The organism is Neobacillus vireti, from assembly GCF_036962345.1.
GTDB lineage: Bacteria > Bacillota > Bacilli > Bacillales > Cytobacillaceae > Neobacillus > Neobacillus vireti_A.
Genome location: NZ_JBALNB010000009.1, coordinates 263,811 through 285,787, shown reverse-complemented (window position 1 = coordinate 285,787; position 21,977 = coordinate 263,811). Strand labels below are relative to the sequence as shown.

The following is a 21,977-nucleotide window of genomic DNA, read 5'->3' as shown; positions in this document are numbered from 1 at the left end:
TTGCAGTGTGGAAAATGATTATTATATTGTAAATTCAAGTTTTGAATCCTTTCCAGGTGTCCCGATATATCATAGTAGAAATTTAGTAAATTGGAATCTTATTGGATAGTGACTAACGAGAAGATCACAGGATGAACTAATAAATGCGGGTAAATCTGAAGGAATCTATGCACCACCATACGATACTATATTGGAATGTACTATATGACAACAACTAACATATCCCATGATGGTAATTTTATTAAGATCCAAGGGGACCTAGGTCAGAACCTGTATGGGTGGATCAGGGAGGGATAAACACATCGTTATTTTTTTATGATCACGGAACGGTTATTACTGTTCCAACGCATTTGTAGAAGTGAAAGTCGGAATCGAGGGAACTCATACAATGACTTTTACAGATATTTTCTTTGGCATGTACTGTGTAAATGAGAGGCTATTTTTGACTGGATAAAATATGGTGGAGATAATGATTAGTATTAAACAAGACAATAAAGTATAAATTTATCCGATGAATCTCATTTTTGGAAATAAAGTTAAAAGTAGTTCTAATCAAAAATGTTTTCTGCAGATTTGATCAAAGACTTTATCTCTCTTTATTTTAAACTCAACCCTTGATTATTCAAGGGTTGATAAGTGAAAAGTAAAATGCTATAAATTCATTGATTTTTACAGTTTTACAATTGATTAATCAATAATTCAGATTGATAGATTAATTGTAAAATTATTGGCTGGTGGTTTGTAGTTCATAGATAGGGCTGGCAAGACGGTTACGAAACCTACCAGGAGTTAATCCTGTCTTTTGTTTAAATTGCCGGCAAAAGTGTTCTACATTGTTGTATCCACAGCGAAATGCTATTTCAGCAATTGTATAGGTACCATGCATCAGATATTCTTTTGCTAGCCGGATTCTGCTTATGATAACGTCATCAATACAGGAGATACCAAAGGTGTTTTTATAAAGTGTCTGAAGATAGCCGGGGCTAAGGTGGATATATTCTGACATTTTAGAAACATTCCAATTATAACTAGGGTTGGTGTAAATTTCCGTACGAAGTTTTATAAGGTTATAATAATGTGGGGAAATCTCAGTCTGGAAGTAAGATTCCAGAAGTTTGTTAAATAGAATTCTTAACAAATAGTCTATTGATGAATCGCTATAGCCTTTATTAAAAGAGTGCTCTGTTACAAGCAATTGAAATAAGTTGTGGCAATATTCCGGTTCTGCAATTGAAAAAGGGATGCCACGTGGAATCATTGTTTCTGTAACAAAAGGTTCATTTGAGTCAAAGCGTAGCCAGTCATTTATGTATTTCTCACCACAAGCCCTGTAGTAAATTTTCTGGTGTGGTTGATAAAAAATGGCACTGTGGGCAGGATATTCCTTGATTTCACCATTGACCAAGAAAAGAGCTGGAGTTTGTGTGATGACAAGAAGCCAGCAGTCATGACCTTCGGGAATATCAAAAACAAAACTATTTGTGTGTGTAGCATCAGTTTCTACATAGTAAATATTTGTCATAGTTATTCTCCTAATCATCATGTTGCTTCAAATTCACATGGGACAAATAGTTCTAAGAGTCTCATATAAGAAGTCAAATTTTACATTTCAATCTTAGAATATAACATTAATAACTTATTATCTAGCAGTTTTTTTACAATTGTCAGAACTTATATATTTATTACGCTTAAATTTACCTCTAGTTTTCAAAATAGTTTGATATCATTGGGGATCTAGAACTTGATTTGACAGAGGATAATGACTTGAATTAGGAGTTTGCAAATATATCCATTGATGCACTCTGCATAAAACTAGTTATGGATTTATATTAGATGCTGGGCAGTTAGCAAAATGAATAGTGTGGAATAATCTTTTTGAATGACGAATATTAAATAGCCCCGGTGATGATTTTATGCTGCTTGCTATTACCTGAAGAAATTGGAGCATTATCGAAAAAGCAGTCACAAAAAACAACAATTGAGAGGATGAGAAATATGGGCAATAAGGCAAAAATGGTTCTTGAAAAGGATTATAAAATTTCAGAGATTGATAATCGTATATACGGTTCTTTTATTGAACATCTAGGACGAGCCGTCTACGGCGGGATTTATGATCCTGGTCATCCGCAAGCAGATGAAAATGGTTTCCGTCAGGATGTGATGGAAATGGTAAAAGAGATTCAGGTTCCTATCATTCGATATCCAGGTGGAAACTTTGTTTCTGGTTACAACTGGGAGGATGGCGTAGGACCGATTGAAAATCGTCCACGCAGGCTTGATTTAGCATGGCGCACGACAGAAACCAATGAAATTGGTACAAATGAGTTCATGAAATGGGCAAAGTTGGTAAATGCGGATGTAAACATGGCCGTTAACTTAGGAACACGCGGGATTGATGCTGCAAGAAGTCTGGTAGAATATTGCAATCATCCAGGAGGTTCTTATTATAGTGATTTACGTGTTTCCCATGGTTATAAAGAGCCTCATAAAATTAAAACCTGGTGTTTGGGAAATGAAATGGATGGTCCTTGGCAAATCGGTCATAAAACGGCTGAAGAATACGGAAGGATTGCTTCGGAAGCGGCCAAAGTCATGAAGTGGGTTGACCCAACTATTGAACTTGTTGCATGCGGAAGCTCCGGCCGGGGCATGCCGACCTTTGCAGAATGGGAAGCAACTGTTTTGGATCACACCTATGATCATGTTGAGTTTATTTCGCTTCATCAATATTACGGTAATCGTGATAATGACATTTCTAACTACTTGGCTATGTCTCTTGAAATGGATGACTTTATAACTTCAGTCATATCCATAGCTGACTATATAAAAGCGAAAAAACGAGGAAAAAAGAATATCAATCTTTCTTTTGATGAATGGAATGTTTGGTACCACAGTAATGAAGCAGATAAGAAAATTGAACCTTGGAGCATTGCACCTCCACAACTGGAAGATCATTATAATTTTGAGGATGCCCTATTGGTTGGATGTATGCTGATAACGTTATTAAAGCATGCTGACCGCATAAAAATTGCTTGTCTTGCCCAATTAATAAATGTTATTGCACCAATTATGACGGAAGAAAATGGACCAGCTTGGAAGCAGACAATTTTCTATCCATATATGCACGCATCCGTTTTTGGACGCGGGGTGTCTCTGAATCCAATTGTTTCAAGTCCAAAATATGATAGTAAGGATTTTACAGATGTGCCTTATTTAGAATCAGCAGCTGTGTATAATGAAGAAAATGAACAGTTAACGATTTTTGCGGTAAACCGCCATTTAAAGGAAGGCTTGGAACTAGAGTGCGATATTCGTAATTTTGATGGATATGAGGTTGTGGAACATATCGTGCTTGAAAACGATGACTTAAAACAAACCAATTCAGCTAAAGGCACACCTGTAGCTCCGCATTCAAAAGGTAATGCAATGATTAAAGATGGTTTGGTTTCAGCTGTATTGCCGAAATTATCCTGGAATGTAATCCGCCTAGCAAAACGTAAATTGTTTTAAATCATTTTCATATATTTTGTTAAGGTTATAGCTCATTGGAAAATGCATTTATTGAAGTGTAAAAATAATATTAAAGAACTGGAGGGTACAAAATGAATTACAGATTACTTGGAAAAACAGGTTTAAAAGTTTCCGAGATTGGGTATGGTGCCTGGGGCATAGGGAATACCGGATGGCGGGGAGCAAATGATGAAGAATCCATAAAGGCACTAAACAAAGCAATTGATCTTGGCCTGAATTTTATTGATACGGCCTTAGGGTATGGAAATGGTCACAGTGAGCACTTGATTGGACAAGTATTAAGAGAACGTCCGGAAACAATCTATGTATCAACCAAGATTCCTCCGAAAAATTTAAAATGGCCTGCTCCATCTGGTATTCCAGTGGAAGAAACCTTCCCGGCCGATCATATTATATCCTGCACGGAAGATAGCTTGCGCAATCTTGGTGTCGATACAATCGATGTCCAACAGTTTCACGTTTGGTCTGACGACTGGGTAAATCAGGGGGACTGGCTTGAAGCGATTGAAAAACTGAAAAATCAGGGGAAAATTAAATATTTTGGTGTTTCCATTAATGATCACCAGACAGAAAATGCCATCAAACTGATTGAGACAGGCCTGGTTGATACCGTTCAAGTCATCTACAATATTTTTGAGCAAAGCCCGGAAGATAAGCTTTTCCCAGCTTGTGAAAAACATAATGTCGGTGTAATTGCTCGTGTACCTTTGGATGAAGGGGGCCTAACCGGCAAAGTCACCCCTGAAAGTACGTTCAATGAGGGAGATTTTAGAAACCATTATTTTAGAGCGGAAAGAAAATTTGAAGTCTACAACCGGGTACAAAAAATCGTAACAGATCTTAACATTTCTATCGAGGATATGGCAGAAACTTCATTAAGATATATTTTAAGCCAGACAGCAGTTTCTACCGTTATTCCCGGGATGCGTTCCATCAAAAATGTCGAAAGAAACTGTAAGGTTGGGGACGGAAAAGGGCTTTTTCAAGAAATGATTGAGAAGCTGAAAGCTCATAGGTGGATCCGGAATTTTTATCAGGCATAATCTTTGTTTAACCCACCTAAAAGTATTTATTAACAATGAAATTTATATTTCATTTACAACGGAGTATAAATTGATTCCTGCCTATCAAAGTGACTGGCAGGAAGGTCTGATTGATTAAAAATGAGTATAATACAAGGGAAGAAATATAATAAAATATTTCCAATTAAGGCACAATTTGAGCGTTCCTTGCTTAGCATTTTAAAAAGGTGATGATCATGAGGTCTTTATGGTTTTATAATGAATTAAAAAAACGAAAACAAGATGGAGAAGTATTCGAATTCCAAAAGATTTCCCATAAGCAGCTCATGGAGCTGTTCTGGATTCAGGGGTGGTCAGATCGAATGATTGCAGAAATATACGATTGTTCTGTGTCTTCGGTAGCACACAAAAGAAACCGTTGGAATATTACATCTAAAAATATCCCTGTACAGATGTCGGACAGACCGGAATTTTCACATCAAGCTGAACGGGTACGCCAACTTTTCCAATTCAAGGACTCAATGCATCGGGCGAATTAGGTGGTAACTACAAAGGAATAGCTAAATAACCGGGACAGATGCGAGGTAGATAAGAATGGGATGAATAGGTGAAAAGGTGAAAAACCTACTTGAGTAAATTAAAAGCGATTCAAGTAGGAAAAGGTGGATTTGGCGCATTATGGCTGGAAATCTTAGATCAATTTCATGAACTCGAGCTGGTCGCAGGAGTGGATATAGATCCTATAAATCTTGAAAATGCCAAAGGAATTATAAAAAATAATAATTCAGTGGAGTTTTTTACTAATCATTTGGAAGCCTTTTCAAAGGTAGAAGCGGACATTGCCGTCATCATCACTCCTCCCCAAACGCATAAAAAATTGGCAGCTATTTGCAGGTTTCTTCCCTTCCGGACTGATTAGAAGCTTTTCTAAAACAAATCCTGGGCACCACTGCATATAACCAATGGTATTTAATCCTTTTTTACAATTTATGCTGCTTCAGTGCCTGCGAATTTTAATAAGTACCCCTGCTGCCCAATTTGGATCATCAACACGATATCCTTCCGGGCTCTTGATGCCTTGGCATCCAATTTGGACGTTTTTTTTTTGAGAAGCCAATTGCCCACACCTTTGAAGAAGCCAAAGAATTACTAGTCGTAACCTTTGCAGGCCGCATAGGCGAGTCAGAATTCTCCAAATCTAGGACCGACGGAAACTTATTATGTAAGGAAATGAGTAAGTTACATTATATTGCTGTCACAAAAACATTAACCAAGTGGAATGATAGAAATATCAACCCATTTTATTGAAAAAATTACTTGGTTTGTTTTCTGAACAAAGTAAGTTTAGTATAATTTAATTGAAGATAGGAAAACGTTTTCTTTAATAGAGCTGTGCGAAACTCAAAATGAAAATGGAGGTATCATAATGGGGCAGACAAATGAATTTGCACACCGTATGGCGAGCAAGACAATCAAACTTGTGGATTCATCAGGTTATCCTGTTGGAAGAAAGGAAGTGGAACTTAAACAGACAAACCATAAGTTCCTATTTGGTAGCGGCATATTTGATGCAGTCCAAGTTGCAAACAAAAGTGTATCAGCTGACAGACTTCCATTTTTGGAACAGAAACTGGTTAAGTTCTTAGATGTATTTAACTTTGCAACCTTGCCCTTCTATTGGGGAACATTCGAGCCTGAAAAAGGAAAACCAAAGACAAAAGAATTAAAGGCTGCTGCACAGTGGTTAAAAGAAAGAAACGTAGCTGTGAAAGGACATCCTCTTTGCTGGCACACAGTAACTGCACCATGGCTTTTGGATATGAGTAATGAAGAAATCCTGAAAGCACAGTTTGCTAGAATCGAGCGTGAAGTATCAGACTTTAAAGGATTAATAGATATGTGGGATGTGATCAATGAAGTTGTCATTATGCCAATCTTTGATAAGTATGACAATGGGGTTACAAGGATTAGTAAAGACCTTGGCCGAGTTGGAATCATTAAAGAAATGTTTGCAAAAACACGTGAATTTAATCCTGGTGCGACCCTATTATTAAATGACTTTAATACATCTATTAATTATGAAATCTTAATTGATGGATGTTTAAATGCTGGTATTCCAATTGATGCTATTGGTATTCAATCACATCAGCATCAGGGATATTGGGGACGTGAGAAATTAGAAGAAGTATTAGACCGTTTCTCACACTTTGGTCTTCCCATTCACTTTACAGAAAACACATTGACATCTGGACATCTTATGCCAACTGAAATTGAAGATCTGAATGATTATCAAATTCCAGAATGGCCATCTACACCAGAATTCGAAGAACGTCAGGCAAATGAAGTAGAAGAAATGTATTCGATTCTGTTTAAACATCCTCAGGTAGAAGCCATTACATCCTGGTCCTTGAGCGATGATGGTGCATGGCTTGGTGCTCCTGCTGGATTTATCAGAAAAGATAATAGTCCAAAACCTGCTTATGAAGTTTTAAAGAAACTGATCAAAGGTGACTGGTATACAAATGTAACATGTAAGACAGATGACAACGGAATGGTTTCATTTGAAGGATTCCTTGGTGAATATGATTTGGTTTGTGGAGATAAAAAAGTAAGCTTCATTTTAGATAAAGATGCTGAATCAGTACGGTTGGTAATCTAATCAATACATATGTACTGAAAATATTGGTGTAAGAGGGGTTGACGCAAAAGGTTCTCTAATGAGGCTAATCTGCGACAGGTTTTATTTTTCCATAAATGATAATATCAAATGAAAATATATACTAGATGAACAGTTCTTAGTTTATTTAATGTACAAACTAAGATTTCGATGTTATAATTTATTTGCAATACTTTTATTTTTTGAAAAATTAAAACATGTGAATTGCTTTGTAAAACGGTTTAAATTCTTTCATGATTCCATTTTTGAAAACGCTTAATAGAAAAATTATATTACTAAGCATGACATGAAACGGAGAAGTTCTAATTGGATTACTGAGAGTATTTTCCATTGGTGTGACCTTATTTTAGGTAATATTCATTTAGAGTAATTTCAAAATAGTTTCATATTTTAAATTGAAGGGGAAATGTTTTATGAGAATTATATGTTATAAGTCTGAACAAAAATCAGACCAACTGGCTGCCCTAACGGACAGCGGTCAAATTTATGTCATACCTTATAATAGTTTCCAACATCTTATGGAGGAAGCAGAAACTAAAAATCAGAGATGTTTATCTTTAGTTCAACAGGTTATTCAGAATTCACTTCCAATCGACGAAAAACTAGAAGAACTACAATTGACGTTACCAATCCGCCCGGAAGAAGTTTGGGCTTCTGGAGTTACTTATTTAAAAAGCCGGGAAGCAAGAAACTTGGAATCAAAAGCGGCAACGAATCAATCAATCTATGACAAAGTTTATGAAGCTGAAAGACCGGAATTATTTTTGAAATCAACTTTAAATAGAACAATAGGACCGGATACGCCTGTTTATATAAGGACTGATTCGAATTGGCAGATCCCGGAACCAGAACTTGGCCTGGTGCTGAGCAGTAAGGGTGAAATTGTTGGATATACGATAGGAAATGACATGAGCAGTCGTGATATTGAGGGTGAAAATCCATTATATCTGCCACAGGCAAAAGTTTGGAAAAACTCATGTTCGATTGGCCCTAGTATTCGATTAGCTGAGACGGTCGATGATCCTTATAATCTCTTAATTACATGCAGAATTCATCGTAACAGTGAATTAATTTTTGAAGAAAGTGCAAATACATCACAGTTAAAAAGAAAATATGATGAATTAGTTTCTTTTTTGTGCCGTGATAATGTGGTGTTTAATGGAACAGTATTGTTAACCGGTACCTGCATTGTCCCTGACGAGGACTTCACCCTGGCAGAGGGTGATGTCATTGAGATTGAGATTAGTGGAATTGGTGTTTTACGAAACCCTGTTCAAGTTAATAAAAGTGTAAAAATAGCAAACTAGGAGGAGTATGAACATGGCAACTTTATCTCAAACTAAAACATTTTTAAACTATATCAATGGTCATTGGCAGGTTGGTTCTTCCAATGAAACATTGGCAAGTATTAATCCAGCCAACCGGGAAGTGGTAGGTTATGTCCAAAGCTCAACTAGAGAAGACTTAAATGAAGCGGTTCTAGCTGCGAATCAAGCACAAAAAGCTTGGAAAAAGTTATCTGGAATTGAGAGAGGAAATCTCTTGTATAAAGCGGCTGATATTCTTGAAAAAAATCTGGATGAAGTGGCCGAAACAATGACTAAGGAAATGGGAAAAACTTTGCCTGAAGCAAAGGGAGAAACCGCCAGAGGTGTCGCTATTTTACGATTTTATGCTGGTGAAGGTGCAAGAAAAATGGGGGATATTATTCCAGCATCAGATAGTGAAGCTCTTCAGTTTAGCAAACGTGTTCCATTGGGTGTCGTTGGTGCGATTACACCATGGAATTTCCCTGTTGCGATTCCAATTTGGAAAGCAGCCCCTGCTCTAATTTACGGAAATACAGTGGTTCTGAAACCGGCAACGGAAGCAGCGGTAACGGCTGCTAAAATGATTGAGTGCTTCGAACAGGCAGGTTTCCCGAAAGGTGTTATTAACCTAATTACAGGCAAAGGTTCGGTTGTTGGTCAAGGACTTGCTGAACATCCAGACGTTGCAGCAGTAACATTTACAGGTTCAAACTCAGTTGGAAAACAAATTGGTCAAACAGCTTCTGCACGCGGAGCAAAATATCAGCTTGAAATGGGCGGGAAGAATCCAATTATCATAGCAAATGATGCTGATTTGGATCAGGCTGTAGCTGCGGTTTTAAGCGGGGGACTTAAATCTACTGGTCAAAAATGTACCTGCAGCAGCCGTGTCATTATTCAAAGCGGTGTTTATAATCAATTTAAAGATAAATTGGTTGCCGAAGTGAAAAGGATTAAAGTCGGGAATGGTTTGGACCCAGAGACATGGATGGGACCTTGTGCTTCTGAAGAACAGTACAAAACAGTTAGATATTACATACAAAAGGGTATCGAAGAAGGTGCGCAACTTTTAATTGGTGGCGAAGCTCCAGAATTTCCCGAGTTGGAACAGGGATTTTATGTGAATCCAACGGTATTTGAAAATGTAACGTCCAGCATGACGATTGCCAAAGAGGAAATTTTTGGTCCTGTCCTGGCTCTGATGAAAGTAGAAACGATTGAAGAAGCGATTGAAGTGGCTAATGATACCGAATTTGGTCTGAGCGCTTCTATTTTTACAAAAGATATCGGCAAAATCCTTACTTTCATTGATGATATTGAAGCAGGTCTTGTTCGTGTCAACTACGAAACAGCCGGAGTAGAACTGCAAGCTCCATTCGGCGGAATGAAAGCATCCAGCTCGCATTCCCGCGAACAAGGCGAAGCAGCCAAAGAATTCTTTACAACTACCAAAACAGTTTTTATCAAAGGCTAAGGGAGACACGGGAAAGTGTTCTTCCCTCCAAATCAACCAATTAGGTATTTATCTGTTTCGTGCGAATCATGGAGAATGAAATTCCAAAATGGCTAAGAGTTTGAGTGTAATAGAATATATACGTTATTAGAAAGGGGTCCTATTATTGGCTAACTCAGTTAATGAGCTAATGAATTCAAATAACCCTGACATTTATTCCATCAAAACGAAAGCACTTGGTCCACAAGGTAAGCTTCCGCTAACAGATCAAATGTTGCGCGAAGAGCCGAGTGGTAATTTATTTGGGATGACGCAAAATGTTGGAATGGGATGGAAGCCAACTAAATTAAACGGCAAACAAGTCCTCCTCCTGAGTACGCAAGGCGGAATGAAAGATATAAACGGTGATCCAATTGCTCTCGGCTATCACACAGGTCACTGGGAAGTTGATTTATTAATGAAGGAAGCTGCACGTGAAGTAAGTGAACATGGAGGAATTCCATTTGCAGGATATGTTAGTGATCCTTGTGATGGAAGATCCCAGGGAACGACCGGAATGTTTGACTCCCTGGCATACCGAAACGACGCGGCCATCGTTTTTCGCCGGTTAATTCGCTCTCTGCCAACAAGGCAGGCAGCGATTGGGATCGCTACTTGTGATAAAGGGCTTCCTGCGATGATGATTGCAATGGCATCCATGCAAGAATTGCCAACGGTTGTCATTCCAGGGGGGGTTACACTTCCCCCTGTCTATGGGGAGGACGCTGGAAAAGTCCAGACCATTAGTGCACGGTATTCCAATAATGAATTAAGCCTTTTAGAGGCCGCTGACCTTGGCTGCCGGGCTTGCGCTACACCTGGTGGAGGCTGTCAATTCTTGGGTACAGCGGCCACAGCCCAGGTTGTTAGTGAAGCATTAGGACTATCTGTACCACACTCAGCCCTGGCTCCGTCTGGTCAGAATATTTGGAGAGAAATGGCAAGACAATCAGCCCGTGCGGTCATTCATCTTGAAGAACAAGGAATTACGACAAAAGACATCGTGACAAACGCAGCGATTCGAAATGCTATGGTAGTACATGCCGCATTTGGTGGATCAACCAATCTGCTTTTACATATCCCAGCCATTGCCTATGCAGCGGGATGTAATATTCCAACTGTTGAGGACTGGATTGAAATAAACAAAACAACTCCTCGACTTGTCAGTGTGCTGCCAAATGGACCGGTCCATCATCCAACCATCCGTGCCTTTTTAGCCGGAGGAGTTCCTGAAGTGATGCTGCATTTACGTTCCTTGGGTTTATTGGATGAGGATGTAATGACGGTAACAGGAAGGACACTGCGGGAAAATCTCGATTGGTGGGAAAATTCTGAGCGGCGGGAAAGAATGAAACAAATTCTTAAAGAACAGGACAATGTTGATGCAAGTGACGTTATCATGTCCCCAAGTGCTGCCCTTGAACGTGGCATGCACTCTACCTTGACTTTCCCAACTGGAAATATTGCACCAGAAGGCTCTATTATTAAATCAGCTTCGATCGATCCTGAAAAAATAGACGAAAATGGCGTGTTCTATCATAGAAATACTGCGAAAGTGTATACAAGTGAACGCGAAGCAATGAAAGCGATAAAAAATGGCGAAGTTTTTGCAGGGGATATCATGGTTGTCACTGGATGCGGTCCGCTTGGAACGGGTATGGAGGAAACGTATCAACTGACCTCTGCTTTAAAGCATTTATCGTATGGAAAACATGTAACATTGTTAACCGACGCCCGTTTTTCAGGTGTTTCAACCGGCGCTTGTATCGGACATATCGGTCCTGAAGGTCTTGCTAATGGACCAATCGGAAAGTTAAGAACCGGTGATTTAATCGAGGTTTATATTAATACGAAAGAATTGGAAGGCCATCTTCACTTTCTTGGAACACCTTACAACGAGGTTACACCTGAAGAAGGAAGTGTAATCCTTGCCAAGAGACCAGTTAATCCAGATGTAAAGCCATCGCCACAACTTCCCGATGATACAAGATTATGGGCAGCGTTGCAAGCTGTCAGCGGCGGTACATGGAGCGGCAGCATCTACGACGTCGACCGCATCATTGAGGTATTAAAAGCAGGAGAAGAAGCTTTGAAAATAAAGAATGGGGACGGTTATCTTATCTAACCGAGTTAAATGATTTGATGGTCAGATCTTCTGCTTTTTGAAGCATGTGAACTGATTTCCAAAACCAATAAATGATAAAACCTAGAGGATCGATGGTTGGTCTCTTATCCCCATAACCGCACTGTGATTCCTTCACTCGTGCGGGTTTTTTCTTAGTTTGGCTTTTCTGGTTAGAAGGTACAAAAGCCAATGATATAATTCAATTAAAAGAAACAGGTGGAATCAATGGGGACTATTTATAAAAGTGGGAAAGAATTAATGAATGAGGTAAGACAGACAAGAATTTTAAGAGAGGCTGTTTCGTTTTGGAATTTAGGACAAGCGGGCGTCCTCTTAAAAGGAACAGAAGAGGATGGGCTACTTTGCATTGATCCTTATTTAACCCGAAGTATTGAGGAAAAGAACCCTGAGACTGAATTTATAAGAGCTTTTCCACCGGTTATTGACCCGGGAATGCTCCGAGACTTAGACGGTGTATTGGTTACACACGGACACGATGATCATTTAGATTTATCAAGTATTAAAGAGGTTTCAAGAGTCTCTGACTCTATGTTTGGAATCCCAGCATCACTTGTCCCGATAGTACAAGAACACGTGGATAATAAAAATATACATTCAGCCAAAGATGGCGAATCGTTTTTTATCAAGGGATTTAAGATTACACCTATTCCTGCTGCTCATACGGATTATGAAACAGATTCTTTAGGCAATCATGTTTTTTTAGGCTATTTAATAGAGGTAAACGGCATTCGTCTATTTCACAGCGGGGATACAATCGTTACACCTGAACTGATTAATAAAGTAAAAAAGTTCAGACCTCATGTTGCTTTTTTGCCAATAAATGGATCGGACTATTTCCGCACTTCACGAGGTATTATCGGAAACATGAATTCCAGAGAAGCGGCAGACTTTTCTGCAGCGGTCGGGGTTGACCTCATAGTTCCGATTCATTATGATATGTTTCCGAATAACCGCGAGAATCCAGCTTATTTTGTCGATTACCTATTTCAGCGTTATCCTAACCAGAAATTCCATATGATGGTTCCTGGTGAAAGATTTATTTATCATAAATAATTAACAAGGACACAAAGTATGCCACTATAACGATGGTGCCAAGCTTACCGATAATTGTGGTATATCCATTCCTGCAAATATTTTGTCAAAGGTTTAACATTGGGTAGAGGTTGCTGGAAAATGAAAAATAATATAGTCGTTCATTCCTCTTCTATTAATAAAATTGAGTTGTCTAAGTAGGTGAAAGGGATATGAGGATTTTAGTTACAGGAGCAAATAGAGGTTTAGGACTAGCACTTGCCCAAACGGGGGCAGAAAGAGGACATCATATTGTTGCTGGGGTTCGCGATGTTCGGCAAGGAGAGAATAAATTATCTGATTTTGAATTCTCAAAGTCTGTTTCTATCGTTCCGTTAGATGTAACAAATGAGGAATCTGTCATACGGGCTGCGAATTTTGTAAAGGAGCAATTTGGTTCGATTGACGCGATTGTTAATAATGCAGGAATTCTATTAGAACGTGATAAAACAATTGAGGAATTGAATTTAGATCAGGTACAGGTATCATTTGATGTAAATCTTTTTGGTCCAATGAGAGTTGTTAAGTATTTTCTTCCATTATTATTAATGGGTGATAGTACCACGATTATTAATATTTCTTCTGAAGCAGGCAGCTTTGATAACGCTTATGGCGGCGATTATGCTTATGCTGGATCTAAAACGGCCCTAAACATGTTTTCCCAGCAATTGAGTAAATACGTTAATGGAAATAATATTCAAGTTTATGCTGTCCATCCTGGCTGGATAAAGACAGATATGGGTGGGGAAAGTGCCCCAGGAGATCCTAATGATACAGCAAATGGAATACTAGAACTTATTGAGAATAAACGTCGGATAGAAAGTAAATATGTTTTTATCGATCATAAAGGAAGCCCAATGCCAATTTAATAAGAAATTTGTGACAAAAAAAGTACCCTGAATCATACGCATTCAGGGTATTTTTCTACTATTTACAATCCTTTATCAATAGTTTACTGAATATTTACATAAACCCTACCTTCTCTTAAAACTTCTCATTTAATCTATTACTAGATTCAAAATATACATATTGAGGAGAGATAGTCTATGAGTAATGAAATTTCTAAAAATGGCTTTAACAGAAGAGACTTTTTAAAAGCTGGAGGAATGAGTACACTTGCTCTTACTCTTGGCTCAACTGGTGTGTTAGCACTCGGTTCGAAAGCATTTGCCGATACGGCTAATAATCCTGCCAGCGGTTTTGGCGGCTATGGTCCTTTGGTTCCGGATCCAAATGGAATTCTCGATCTTCCACAGGGGTTCCATTACAAAATTATCTCCAAAGAGGGAGATCTGATGTCAAACGGGGCAAAAATCCCGGGAGCCTTTGATGGGATGGCAGCTTTTGAGGGACCTAACAATACGACCATTCTTGTTCGTAACCATGAATTAGGTGCAGGCGCAGCATTTGGAAGCAATCCTTTTGATGCGGCAGCTAAGGGTGGTACAACGGCTCTAGTTGTAGGACCAAATCAAGAAGTTATCAAAGAATATGTAACCTCTTCAGGTACAATCCGAAATTGTGCCGGTGGAGCGACACCATGGGGTACTTGGTTAACTTGTGAAGAAACACGTTCCGAAACACACGGTTATGTATTCGAAGTAGATCCGTCACAGCCGGAGAACGAGATGTCCAGAACTCCAATCAAGGAAATGGGCCGCTTTGCACACGAAGCCTGTGCGATTGACCCAGCGACAGGATATGTATACTTAACTGAGGATGCAAGCCCAAGTTACCTTTACCGTTTTATCCCAACTGACACCAGCCAGGAGCCAGGTGCATTACATAAAGGCGGAAAGCTATATGCGGCGGCTATTGAAGCGGTACAACGTCCAGCAGCTAGCACCTTTAAAACAGGACAAAAATTTGAGATCGTTTGGAAGGAAGTAGATCCTCATTTGTGCCGCGAAGATGCCAAGGCACAAAACTGTATTGAGTTCAGCAGATTAGAAGGAGCATTCTTCCAAGAGGGAGTTTTCTGGTTTGATGACACCTCTGCCGGTGAGAAAAAACTTGGACGTCTATACCGTTATATTCCTCACACGAATACATTGGAGCTATTCTATGAGGGAAATGATGCACGAGAAATGGAATATCCAGATAATATCTGCATGACTCCATGGGGGGACCTTTGGTATGCAGAAGACGGTTCAGGCCAAGACCGACTTATGGGAATTACCCCAGAAGGTAAAGTCTATCCTTTTGCAGCCAACCGTCAAAGTGGATCTGAATTGGCGGGACCAACCTTCTCGCCTGATGGAAACACGCTGTTTGTCAATATTCAAGAACCGGGTCAAACTTTTGCTATTTGGGGACCGTTCCAACGCAGAAACACTGCTCGTGCAAGAGAAATGTCCTATGCTGCTCCTGCGAATCTTGCACCACAAGTTTCGGATAAAGTGGCTAAGGCTGCCGAGGAACAGGGTATGTCTATACTAGAAGCGGCGGCATTTGAGCGCCATGGAGTAAAATTAATTTAAATTGCGGATTTCAAGTTATATATTAAGGTCTAAGTGGTGCCATGCTTGGTGCCACTTTTTTTGATATTCAAATCACAAGAAAACATTAGTAAAGAATAAATCTTGATTTATCAGTACTTAAGGGTAAAACTGCCGGGCATCCTAATTTAAAATAATATAAAGCGATTTCAAAAATGCATTGACCTTTCTGAAAAAAATAATAAAATGAATACATATATACTTTGTTTGTTGATTGAATAAACTTTGTGAATCTAGAATCAAGGATACTCAAGGTGGTTATTACCTCTAAATCAACCAAGAAGCTCCATTGGATTGGCCACAGGTGTCAATTATGTAGATTCACTAGGAAGTGTCAAAAAAATATTGATCATTCAAAGGAGAGAAAGCTAAAAATGACTGGAAAAAGCAGATTAATAGAAAATGGCGATACCAAAGTTGATTTCAAGGCACCAAAAGACCCAGTGGTAAAACGAGATAGCTTTTTCGTAATGTTAGAGAAAGTGATTGAGGCATCTCCACGTAATGAAGGTAAGCCTTCACAGGAAGTCTATTTAGATGGAGAACGATTAAAAAGTATTGCAAGACTTGTCGGTGGCGTGAGTGATGAGGAAATTTTGACTCTCCTTGACGATTGTAAGGGATTTCGCAAGCTCGTTCACAGTATAGGACTCGTTATAAAAACAGGCAATGAAAATACCGGGTGGATCAATTTTGTAGTACACAATTATGGAAAACGAAGTAAATATGAAACTGGAACACTATTAAGAATACCCTGTCCAACAGATGGAACAGAGATGCAGGTAGAACTTGAGGATTTTGAATGGTCCCAAGATGATGATGTTCCAGGTAAATTTGCCTTTGAATTCGACCAACCTGGAGGACTAGCAACTGCAACTGTTAAATTCTATCTGCATGATGACTATAAGGTACCTGAGATTACGTTGGACCCACCGGTTCCATTTGGCTCAGAAGGTTACCAGGCGATGATTAGAAAATCCCTTTTAAGCAAAGGAAACAATCACCGATTAAAAGCAGCCATTGAAAAAGCAGAAAGAGGCGAAGATGTTACCATCGCTTATATTGGGGGCTCCATTACTCAGGGTGCTGGAGCAAAACCAATCCATACTCATAGCTATGCCAATCAATCTTATTTGAGATTCAGAGAAATGTTTGGAAAAGATAATGGGAAGAATGTTCATTTTATAAAGGCCGGGGTAGGTGGTACACCATCTGAACTCGGCATGATCCGATATGAACGGGATATTTTAAGGGATGGAGAAGTAGCGCCGGATATAGTAATTGTTGAGTTTGCTGTAAATGATGCAGGTGACGAAACAGAGGGAATTTGTTATGAGAGCTTATGTTTAAAAATACTTTCATCGGAAAACAAACCAGCTGTTATTTTATTATTCAGCGTGTTTGAAAATGACTGGAATCTCCAGGATAGGCTTTCTCCCGTTGGTGCTCACTATGAACTTCCAATGGTAAGTGTAAAGGAAGCAGTGGTAGAGCAGTTTAGGCTTACTAGGGAAGAAGGAAACATCATTACCAAGAGGCAATTTTTTTACGATATTTATCATCCAACAAATGACGGTCATACCGTAATGGGTGATTGCCTTGCCTATTTATTTTCGGAAACAAAGAAATCTAGTAAAGATCGGGTTGACATCGAAATCGATAAAACACCGGTTATAGGTAATGGTTTTAAGGATGTTCAGTTACTTGATAGGAAAGATAACACCATTAATGCAAGGATAAATATCGGCAGTTTTAGAGAAACAGATGTCGATTTGCAGATGGTAGAGATGGATGCGAACCCTTTTGTTACCCCACAATTCCCGAATAACTGGATGCATACAGCTGTATCGGGAAATGAAAGTTTCAAAATGACGATAAACAGCAAAAGTCTCATTCTTGTTTTTAAGGATTCAGGAAGTAGTGAGTTTGGAACTGCAGAGATTTATGTGGATGGCAAACTTAAAATAACTGCTGACCCGCATGAAGTAAACTGGACTCACTGCAATGCAGTAATCGTGTATCAAGAGAATGTCTGCCGGGAACACCAGGTAGAAATCAAAATGGCTTCCAATCATGAAGATAAATGTTTTACGATTTTGGGATTCGGATATACCTTGTGAATTTGCCTACTTTACTGCAAAGTAAATAAAAAATCTGGGCTATAAAGAAAGGATTTGTTTATGGAATTTGTAATCAACCAAGAAACGTTAAAAGGTTATATTTCATTATTTTATCAGGAAAAAGAGGCATATAGCGGTGTCAATAAAATCGCCAAAAAGGTTATGCATGATGTGGAGATGGTTTTCGGATATGCCCCGCAAGCAACCACGGACAGAAAAAGGCTTGGAAAGAATGTTGTTTTATATGGAACGGTAGATAACAGCCCCATGCTTCATGAGCTTGAAGAGAAAAAGAAAATTGACCTGTCAGAAATAAACGGAAAAAGAGAAGTCTATTTATTTCAAGTGATTGATCATCCATTTGAGGACGTTGAAAAGGCATTGGTCATTGCTGGAAGTGATAAACGCGGTACGATTTACGGCCTTTTTCATCTATCAGAACTGCTTGGTGTTTCTCCGTTGGTAGATTGGAGTGGTGTGAAGCCGCAGCGACAAGAGTCCATTTCCTTGAGCGGAGACTTGAAATATATTTCTAAAGAGCCCTCTGTTCGTTACCGTGGCTTCTTTATCAATGATGAATGGCCTGCCTATGGTAACTGGACGATGAAGAATTTTGGCGGCTTTAATGCAGAAATGTACGATCACGTATTTGAACTGCTGCTAAGATTGAAAGGAAATTATCTTTGGCCAGCCATGTGGTCCGCTCGTTTTAGTGTAGACGGACCAGGCTTAGCAAATGCTGAACTAGCAGACGAGTATGGAATTGTTATGGGGGCATCTCATCATGAGCCTTGTTTGCGTAATGGTGAGGAATATAAATATTTGCGTGGAAAGGAATCCATTTATGGAGATGCTTGGAATTTTATTACGAATAGAGAAGGGATTACCAAGTTCTGGGAAGATGGTTTGAAGCGCAGCGGCAAATTTGAAAGTGTCGTTACTGTCGGTATGCGTGGAGAGGCCGATACTTCAATCATGGGCAAAGAAGCCACACTAGCTGACAATATCAATTTGTTACGAGATGTACTACAGACACAAAACCAGCTGATTCGTGAAAATATCAATCCTAATCTTTCTGAAGTACCAAGAATGCTGGCCTTATATAAAGAAGTGGAACCCTTCTTCTATGGAGATAAGGATACACCAGGATTAATGAATTCAGAGGAGCTTGAAGATGTCATTCTAATGCTCTGTGATGATAATCATGGCAACCTGCGGACATTGCCAACAGAAGAAATGCGTAACCATAAAGGCGGTTATGGTATGTATTATCATTTCGATTATCATGGCGGGCCGATATCGTATGAGTGGATTAATAGTTCTTACCTTCCGAAGATATGGGAACAGATGAGTATGGCTTATGACTTTGGCATTCGGGATTTGTGGATTGTGAATGTAGGCGATATTGCTACACAGGAATTCCCGTTAACTTATTTCATGGATTTGGCATATGATTTTGAAAAATGGGGAACTCATGCGATTAATAAGACGGATCTTTATACCATGCAATGGATTGAAAAACAGTTCAAGGGTGTATTCTCTAGGGATGATAGGAAAAAAGTGTTTGAGCTGCTCACTGGTTACACAAAGATTGCTCATAATCGCAGACCTGAGCACATGCATGCAGATGTATATCATCCGGTGAATTACAAGGAAACGGAAAATTTATTACAGCAAATCGATACCATTTTGGATATTGCTGAGAATCTATATTGGAATGTCGATATTGAGAACTATTCAGCTTATTTTTCACTCGTTTATTACCCTGCTGTAGGAAATCTGAATTTGCAGAAGATGTGGCTGCTTACTGGGAAAAATCATTATTACGCTAAGTTGGGTTTACTGGAAGCAAACAAACTGGCGGATCAGATAAGAGAATGCTTGAAAAGAGATAGAGAGCTGGTGGAGCAGTATCATACGATTGATGATGGTAAGTGGTACGGAATGGGGCTTTCTGAGCATATCGGTTTTATCAACTGGAATGAAGAAGGTTGCAAGTATCCCATTCTAATGAATGTATTACCTACTAGTAAGCCAAGACTCATGGTAACTGTGGATGGGACGGAACAACATAATGAAGGTCCAGCATGGCATAATAATAAAGTCTATTTGAATAACTTCCTGCAACCGGATAGCGAGGAAGCTTCCTTTACGATTTTCAGTTTAAGTGATGTGGCTGCGGATTTTAAGATTACCTGCGAAAATCAGTGGCTGACATGTTCAATGCTCAGCGGCAGCTTAGATGGCATAGAAAAAACCATGGAAGTAATCAAGGTAAAGATTGATCGTAGTCTGATGAATGATGAGACAGAAGGCAGTATCGTAGTCGAAATGCCATGTGGTACCTGTACAATCATTGTAAACGCATCGAAGACTGATTACAGTGAATTTCCTGAAATGACTTTTGTCAAAACGAATGGATATATTTCCATAGAAGCAGAACATTATTCTCTTAAAAAGGAAGTAAGTAATCAGTATGGTGAGGTTAATAGATTTGAAGTGCTTCAGGGATACGGCAAGACTTTATCTGCTATGAAGGCGTTTCCTACAAACGAATATTTTACTGCAGGTAAAGACGCACCTTATCTGGAATATCAATTCGTCGTACAGGAAGCTGGAGTGTATGAGTTAGAATTATATATGCAACCATCGAATACGGTCACAACCGATTATACGTTATTTTGTGGAATACAGGCGAATGAGGATGATATTAACATTGAAAATACACTTCCGGAAGGATACCGCGTTGATGACTCTAATTGGGCAGCAGGAGTGCTTGATAACATCCGCAGGCATATTAGCACCATAAATTGTAAGGAAGGATTCAATACCCTTAGGATTTATGCAGTGAGCCCAGGATTTGTTTTAGAAAAGCTTGTCATTAGTCCGGAAGGGGGGAAACCTGCAAATAGCTATCTGGGACCGACTGAAACTTATTATGTAGGGAAATAACGATATCAGATTGATCCATTAATAATGAAAATTAAAAGTGCTAGGAACTCTAATTGATGTGACCCCCAAGAGTTTGATTTTTATGTTAAGCAGCTAATTGGCTAGTATAGACCCGGTATTGAACTGGGCTCATGCTTGCCAATTTTTGCTTTATACCCTTGTTATTATAAAAATTGATATATTCTTCAATTCTTGTTTAATAATTCTTTGAAATAAGTTAACAAACTGTTTAGCGTGAAAGGTCTCAAGCATCTTCTAATCGCGAAAAAAATGTTGAAAATTGAATAAATATGGAAAACGAAAAATGTTATAGAGTTTGAGGGAACGGGAATGTAAAAATCAAATACATCTCAGTTGAATATTGTTGCAGAATAAGTTGTTTCTAAACTATTGAGACCAAACAATACTCTAATGGGGGAATGGAAAATGAAAATCTTTAAACCGGAATGGCTTTCATTAAGCAAAGAAATAAAACTGAAACTAATTCGTTTAGCGATATTGGAAAACAAGAGCAGGTATTCATAACGGTTAACATAGTGTATTGATTCACAAGCAATCCTAAGTAAATATATTACCAAGAGATTAACGTCATAACTTTAGAATTCTTGGAAGGGATGGATTGCGAAGTTGAATAAGACGACATAAATAAGATGATATCATCATATTTATCAGCAATGAGAGGATAAAGAGGTGAAAAAATGTTACGTTATCTCGTCAGAAGATTCATCTTGTTTCTGATTGGAAGTTCGATCTTTGCTGCCTTTATCGGGTATGTTTTGTTTAAGGCTGGCCTCATATCATTTCAAGGTATTCCTCAATCTCGAAGAGAACTAAATATAAAGGATCGCAATCGAAATAGAAGAGTTGGAAAAATTCGCGTTATTTAGAAATTTCTAGACCATCTCTTATCTTTGTTTATTTTAGAAAAATATTTATTTAAGGGCAAACAATGCGAAATACTGTTTGCTCTTTTTATGTTGGAACCAAGAGTAATGTTTTTTCGTAATAAGTGTTGCCTCAGTAACCTTTGTTCACTTTTACCAAGTTAATACTCCGCTTATTTATCATTTTATTAACATAATGAAATCCAGCAACATACTATTTAAAAAGAGCTTGTCTCATTTATGGAAACTAAAAATAATTAAAAAATGACACATA

At 38.7% G+C, this 21,977-nt stretch carries 17 protein-coding genes; 15 read left to right on the top strand and 2 right to left on the bottom strand.

What is annotated here, in order from left to right:
• Positions 1-7: 7 nt before the first annotated feature.
• On the top strand, positions 8-109 hold the full coding sequence (locus V7108_RS12045) for a family 43 glycosylhydrolase (RefSeq protein WP_335568377.1): 102 nt from the start codon (positions 8-10) through the stop codon (positions 107-109).
• Between the two features lie 615 nt (positions 110-724).
• Here V7108_RS12045 and V7108_RS12040 read toward each other — a convergent pair.
• Positions 725-1,522, bottom strand: coding sequence for an AraC family transcriptional regulator (locus V7108_RS12040; RefSeq protein ID WP_335568376.1), 798 nt, complete (start codon positions 1,520-1,522; stop codon positions 725-727).
• Positions 1,523-1,995: 473 nt separating this feature from the next.
• Between V7108_RS12040 and arfA the strand changes: the two genes are divergently transcribed.
• The 13 genes from arfA (at position 1,996) to V7108_RS11975 (ending at position 20,819) form a co-directional block, all read left to right on the top strand.
• On the top strand, positions 1,996-3,510 hold the full coding sequence (arfA, locus tag V7108_RS12035) for an arabinosylfuranosidase ArfA (protein ID WP_335568375.1): 1,515 nt from the start codon (positions 1,996-1,998) through the stop codon (positions 3,508-3,510).
• 92 nt (positions 3,511-3,602) lie between these two features.
• A complete protein-coding gene (locus tag V7108_RS12030) occupies positions 3,603-4,574 on the top strand; it encodes an aldo/keto reductase (RefSeq protein WP_335568374.1) in 972 nt (323 codons plus the stop codon).
• Between the two features lie 215 nt (positions 4,575-4,789).
• Positions 4,790-5,092, top strand: coding sequence for a hypothetical protein (locus V7108_RS12025; RefSeq protein WP_335568373.1), 303 nt, complete (start codon positions 4,790-4,792; stop codon positions 5,090-5,092).
• An 89-nt stretch (positions 5,093-5,181) separates the two neighbouring features.
• Positions 5,182-5,472, top strand: a complete 291-nt coding sequence (locus V7108_RS12020; RefSeq protein ID WP_335568372.1) for a Gfo/Idh/MocA family oxidoreductase — start codon at positions 5,182-5,184, stop codon at positions 5,470-5,472.
• A 507-nt stretch (positions 5,473-5,979) separates the two neighbouring features.
• Positions 5,980-7,212: an endo-1,4-beta-xylanase gene (locus tag V7108_RS12015; protein ID WP_335568371.1), complete on the top strand. Its 1,233-nt coding sequence runs from the start codon at positions 5,980-5,982 to the stop codon at positions 7,210-7,212.
• A gap of 431 nt (positions 7,213-7,643) precedes the next feature.
• Complete coding sequence (locus V7108_RS12010) at positions 7,644-8,537, top strand: fumarylacetoacetate hydrolase family protein (protein ID WP_335568370.1); 894 nt, start codon at positions 7,644-7,646, stop codon at positions 8,535-8,537.
• Between the two features lie 13 nt (positions 8,538-8,550).
• Positions 8,551-10,014: an alpha-ketoglutaric semialdehyde dehydrogenase GucD gene (gene gucD / locus V7108_RS12005; protein WP_335568369.1), complete on the top strand. Its 1,464-nt coding sequence runs from the start codon at positions 8,551-8,553 to the stop codon at positions 10,012-10,014.
• Positions 10,015-10,159: 145 nt separating this feature from the next.
• Complete coding sequence (locus V7108_RS12000) at positions 10,160-12,157, top strand: YjhG/YagF family D-xylonate dehydratase (protein ID WP_420489188.1); 1,998 nt, start codon at positions 10,160-10,162, stop codon at positions 12,155-12,157.
• Positions 12,158-12,382: 225 nt separating this feature from the next.
• The gene (locus V7108_RS11995; RefSeq protein ID WP_335568368.1) at positions 12,383-13,231 is read left to right on the top strand and encodes an MBL fold metallo-hydrolase; all 849 of its coding nucleotides are present in this window, start codon (positions 12,383-12,385) and stop codon (positions 13,229-13,231) included.
• A gap of 191 nt (positions 13,232-13,422) precedes the next feature.
• Entirely contained in the window at positions 13,423-14,118 is a 696-nt protein-coding gene (locus tag V7108_RS11990; RefSeq protein ID WP_335568367.1) for an SDR family oxidoreductase, read from the top strand.
• 177 nt (positions 14,119-14,295) lie between these two features.
• A complete protein-coding gene (locus V7108_RS11985) occupies positions 14,296-15,729 on the top strand; it encodes an alkaline phosphatase PhoX (protein ID WP_335568366.1) in 1,434 nt (477 codons plus the stop codon).
• Positions 15,730-16,121: 392 nt separating this feature from the next.
• Entirely contained in the window at positions 16,122-17,867 is a 1,746-nt protein-coding gene (locus V7108_RS11980) for an SGNH/GDSL hydrolase family protein (RefSeq protein WP_335568365.1), read from the top strand.
• A 60-nt stretch (positions 17,868-17,927) separates the two neighbouring features.
• Positions 17,928-20,819: a glycosyl hydrolase 115 family protein gene (locus tag V7108_RS11975; protein WP_335568364.1), complete on the top strand. Its 2,892-nt coding sequence runs from the start codon at positions 17,928-17,930 to the stop codon at positions 20,817-20,819.
• Between the two features lie 85 nt (positions 20,820-20,904).
• Here the strand turns inward: V7108_RS11975 and V7108_RS11970 are convergent, their stop codons facing one another.
• Entirely contained in the window at positions 20,905-21,009 is a 105-nt protein-coding gene (locus V7108_RS11970) for an IS3 family transposase (protein WP_420489044.1), read from the bottom strand.
• Positions 21,010-21,517: 508 nt separating this feature from the next.
• Between V7108_RS11970 and V7108_RS11965 the strand changes: the two genes are divergently transcribed.
• Positions 21,518-21,706, top strand: a complete 189-nt coding sequence (locus tag V7108_RS11965) for a hypothetical protein (RefSeq protein ID WP_335568363.1) — start codon at positions 21,518-21,520, stop codon at positions 21,704-21,706.
• Positions 21,707-21,977: the final 271 nt, after the last annotated feature.

Coding starts and splice junctions, on each gene's coding strand:
- V7108_RS12040 (WP_335568376.1), bottom strand. CDS start 1,522: ATGACAAATATTTACTATGTAGAAACTGATGCTACACACACAAATAGT.
- arfA (WP_335568375.1), top strand. CDS start 1,996: ATGGGCAATAAGGCAAAAATGGTTCTTGAAAAGGATTATAAAATTTCA.
- V7108_RS12030 (WP_335568374.1), top strand. CDS start 3,603: ATGAATTACAGATTACTTGGAAAAACAGGTTTAAAAGTTTCCGAGATT.
- V7108_RS12025 (WP_335568373.1), top strand. CDS start 4,790: ATGAGGTCTTTATGGTTTTATAATGAATTAAAAAAACGAAAACAAGAT.
- V7108_RS12015 (WP_335568371.1), top strand. CDS start 5,980: ATGGGGCAGACAAATGAATTTGCACACCGTATGGCGAGCAAGACAATC.
- V7108_RS12010 (WP_335568370.1), top strand. CDS start 7,644: ATGAGAATTATATGTTATAAGTCTGAACAAAAATCAGACCAACTGGCT.
- gucD (WP_335568369.1), top strand. CDS start 8,551: ATGGCAACTTTATCTCAAACTAAAACATTTTTAAACTATATCAATGGT.
- V7108_RS11995 (WP_335568368.1), top strand. CDS start 12,383: ATGGGGACTATTTATAAAAGTGGGAAAGAATTAATGAATGAGGTAAGA.
- V7108_RS11990 (WP_335568367.1), top strand. CDS start 13,423: ATGAGGATTTTAGTTACAGGAGCAAATAGAGGTTTAGGACTAGCACTT.
- V7108_RS11985 (WP_335568366.1), top strand. CDS start 14,296: ATGAGTAATGAAATTTCTAAAAATGGCTTTAACAGAAGAGACTTTTTA.
- V7108_RS11980 (WP_335568365.1), top strand. CDS start 16,122: ATGACTGGAAAAAGCAGATTAATAGAAAATGGCGATACCAAAGTTGAT.
- V7108_RS11975 (WP_335568364.1), top strand. CDS start 17,928: ATGGAATTTGTAATCAACCAAGAAACGTTAAAAGGTTATATTTCATTA.
- V7108_RS11965 (WP_335568363.1), top strand. CDS start 21,518: ATGTTACGTTATCTCGTCAGAAGATTCATCTTGTTTCTGATTGGAAGT.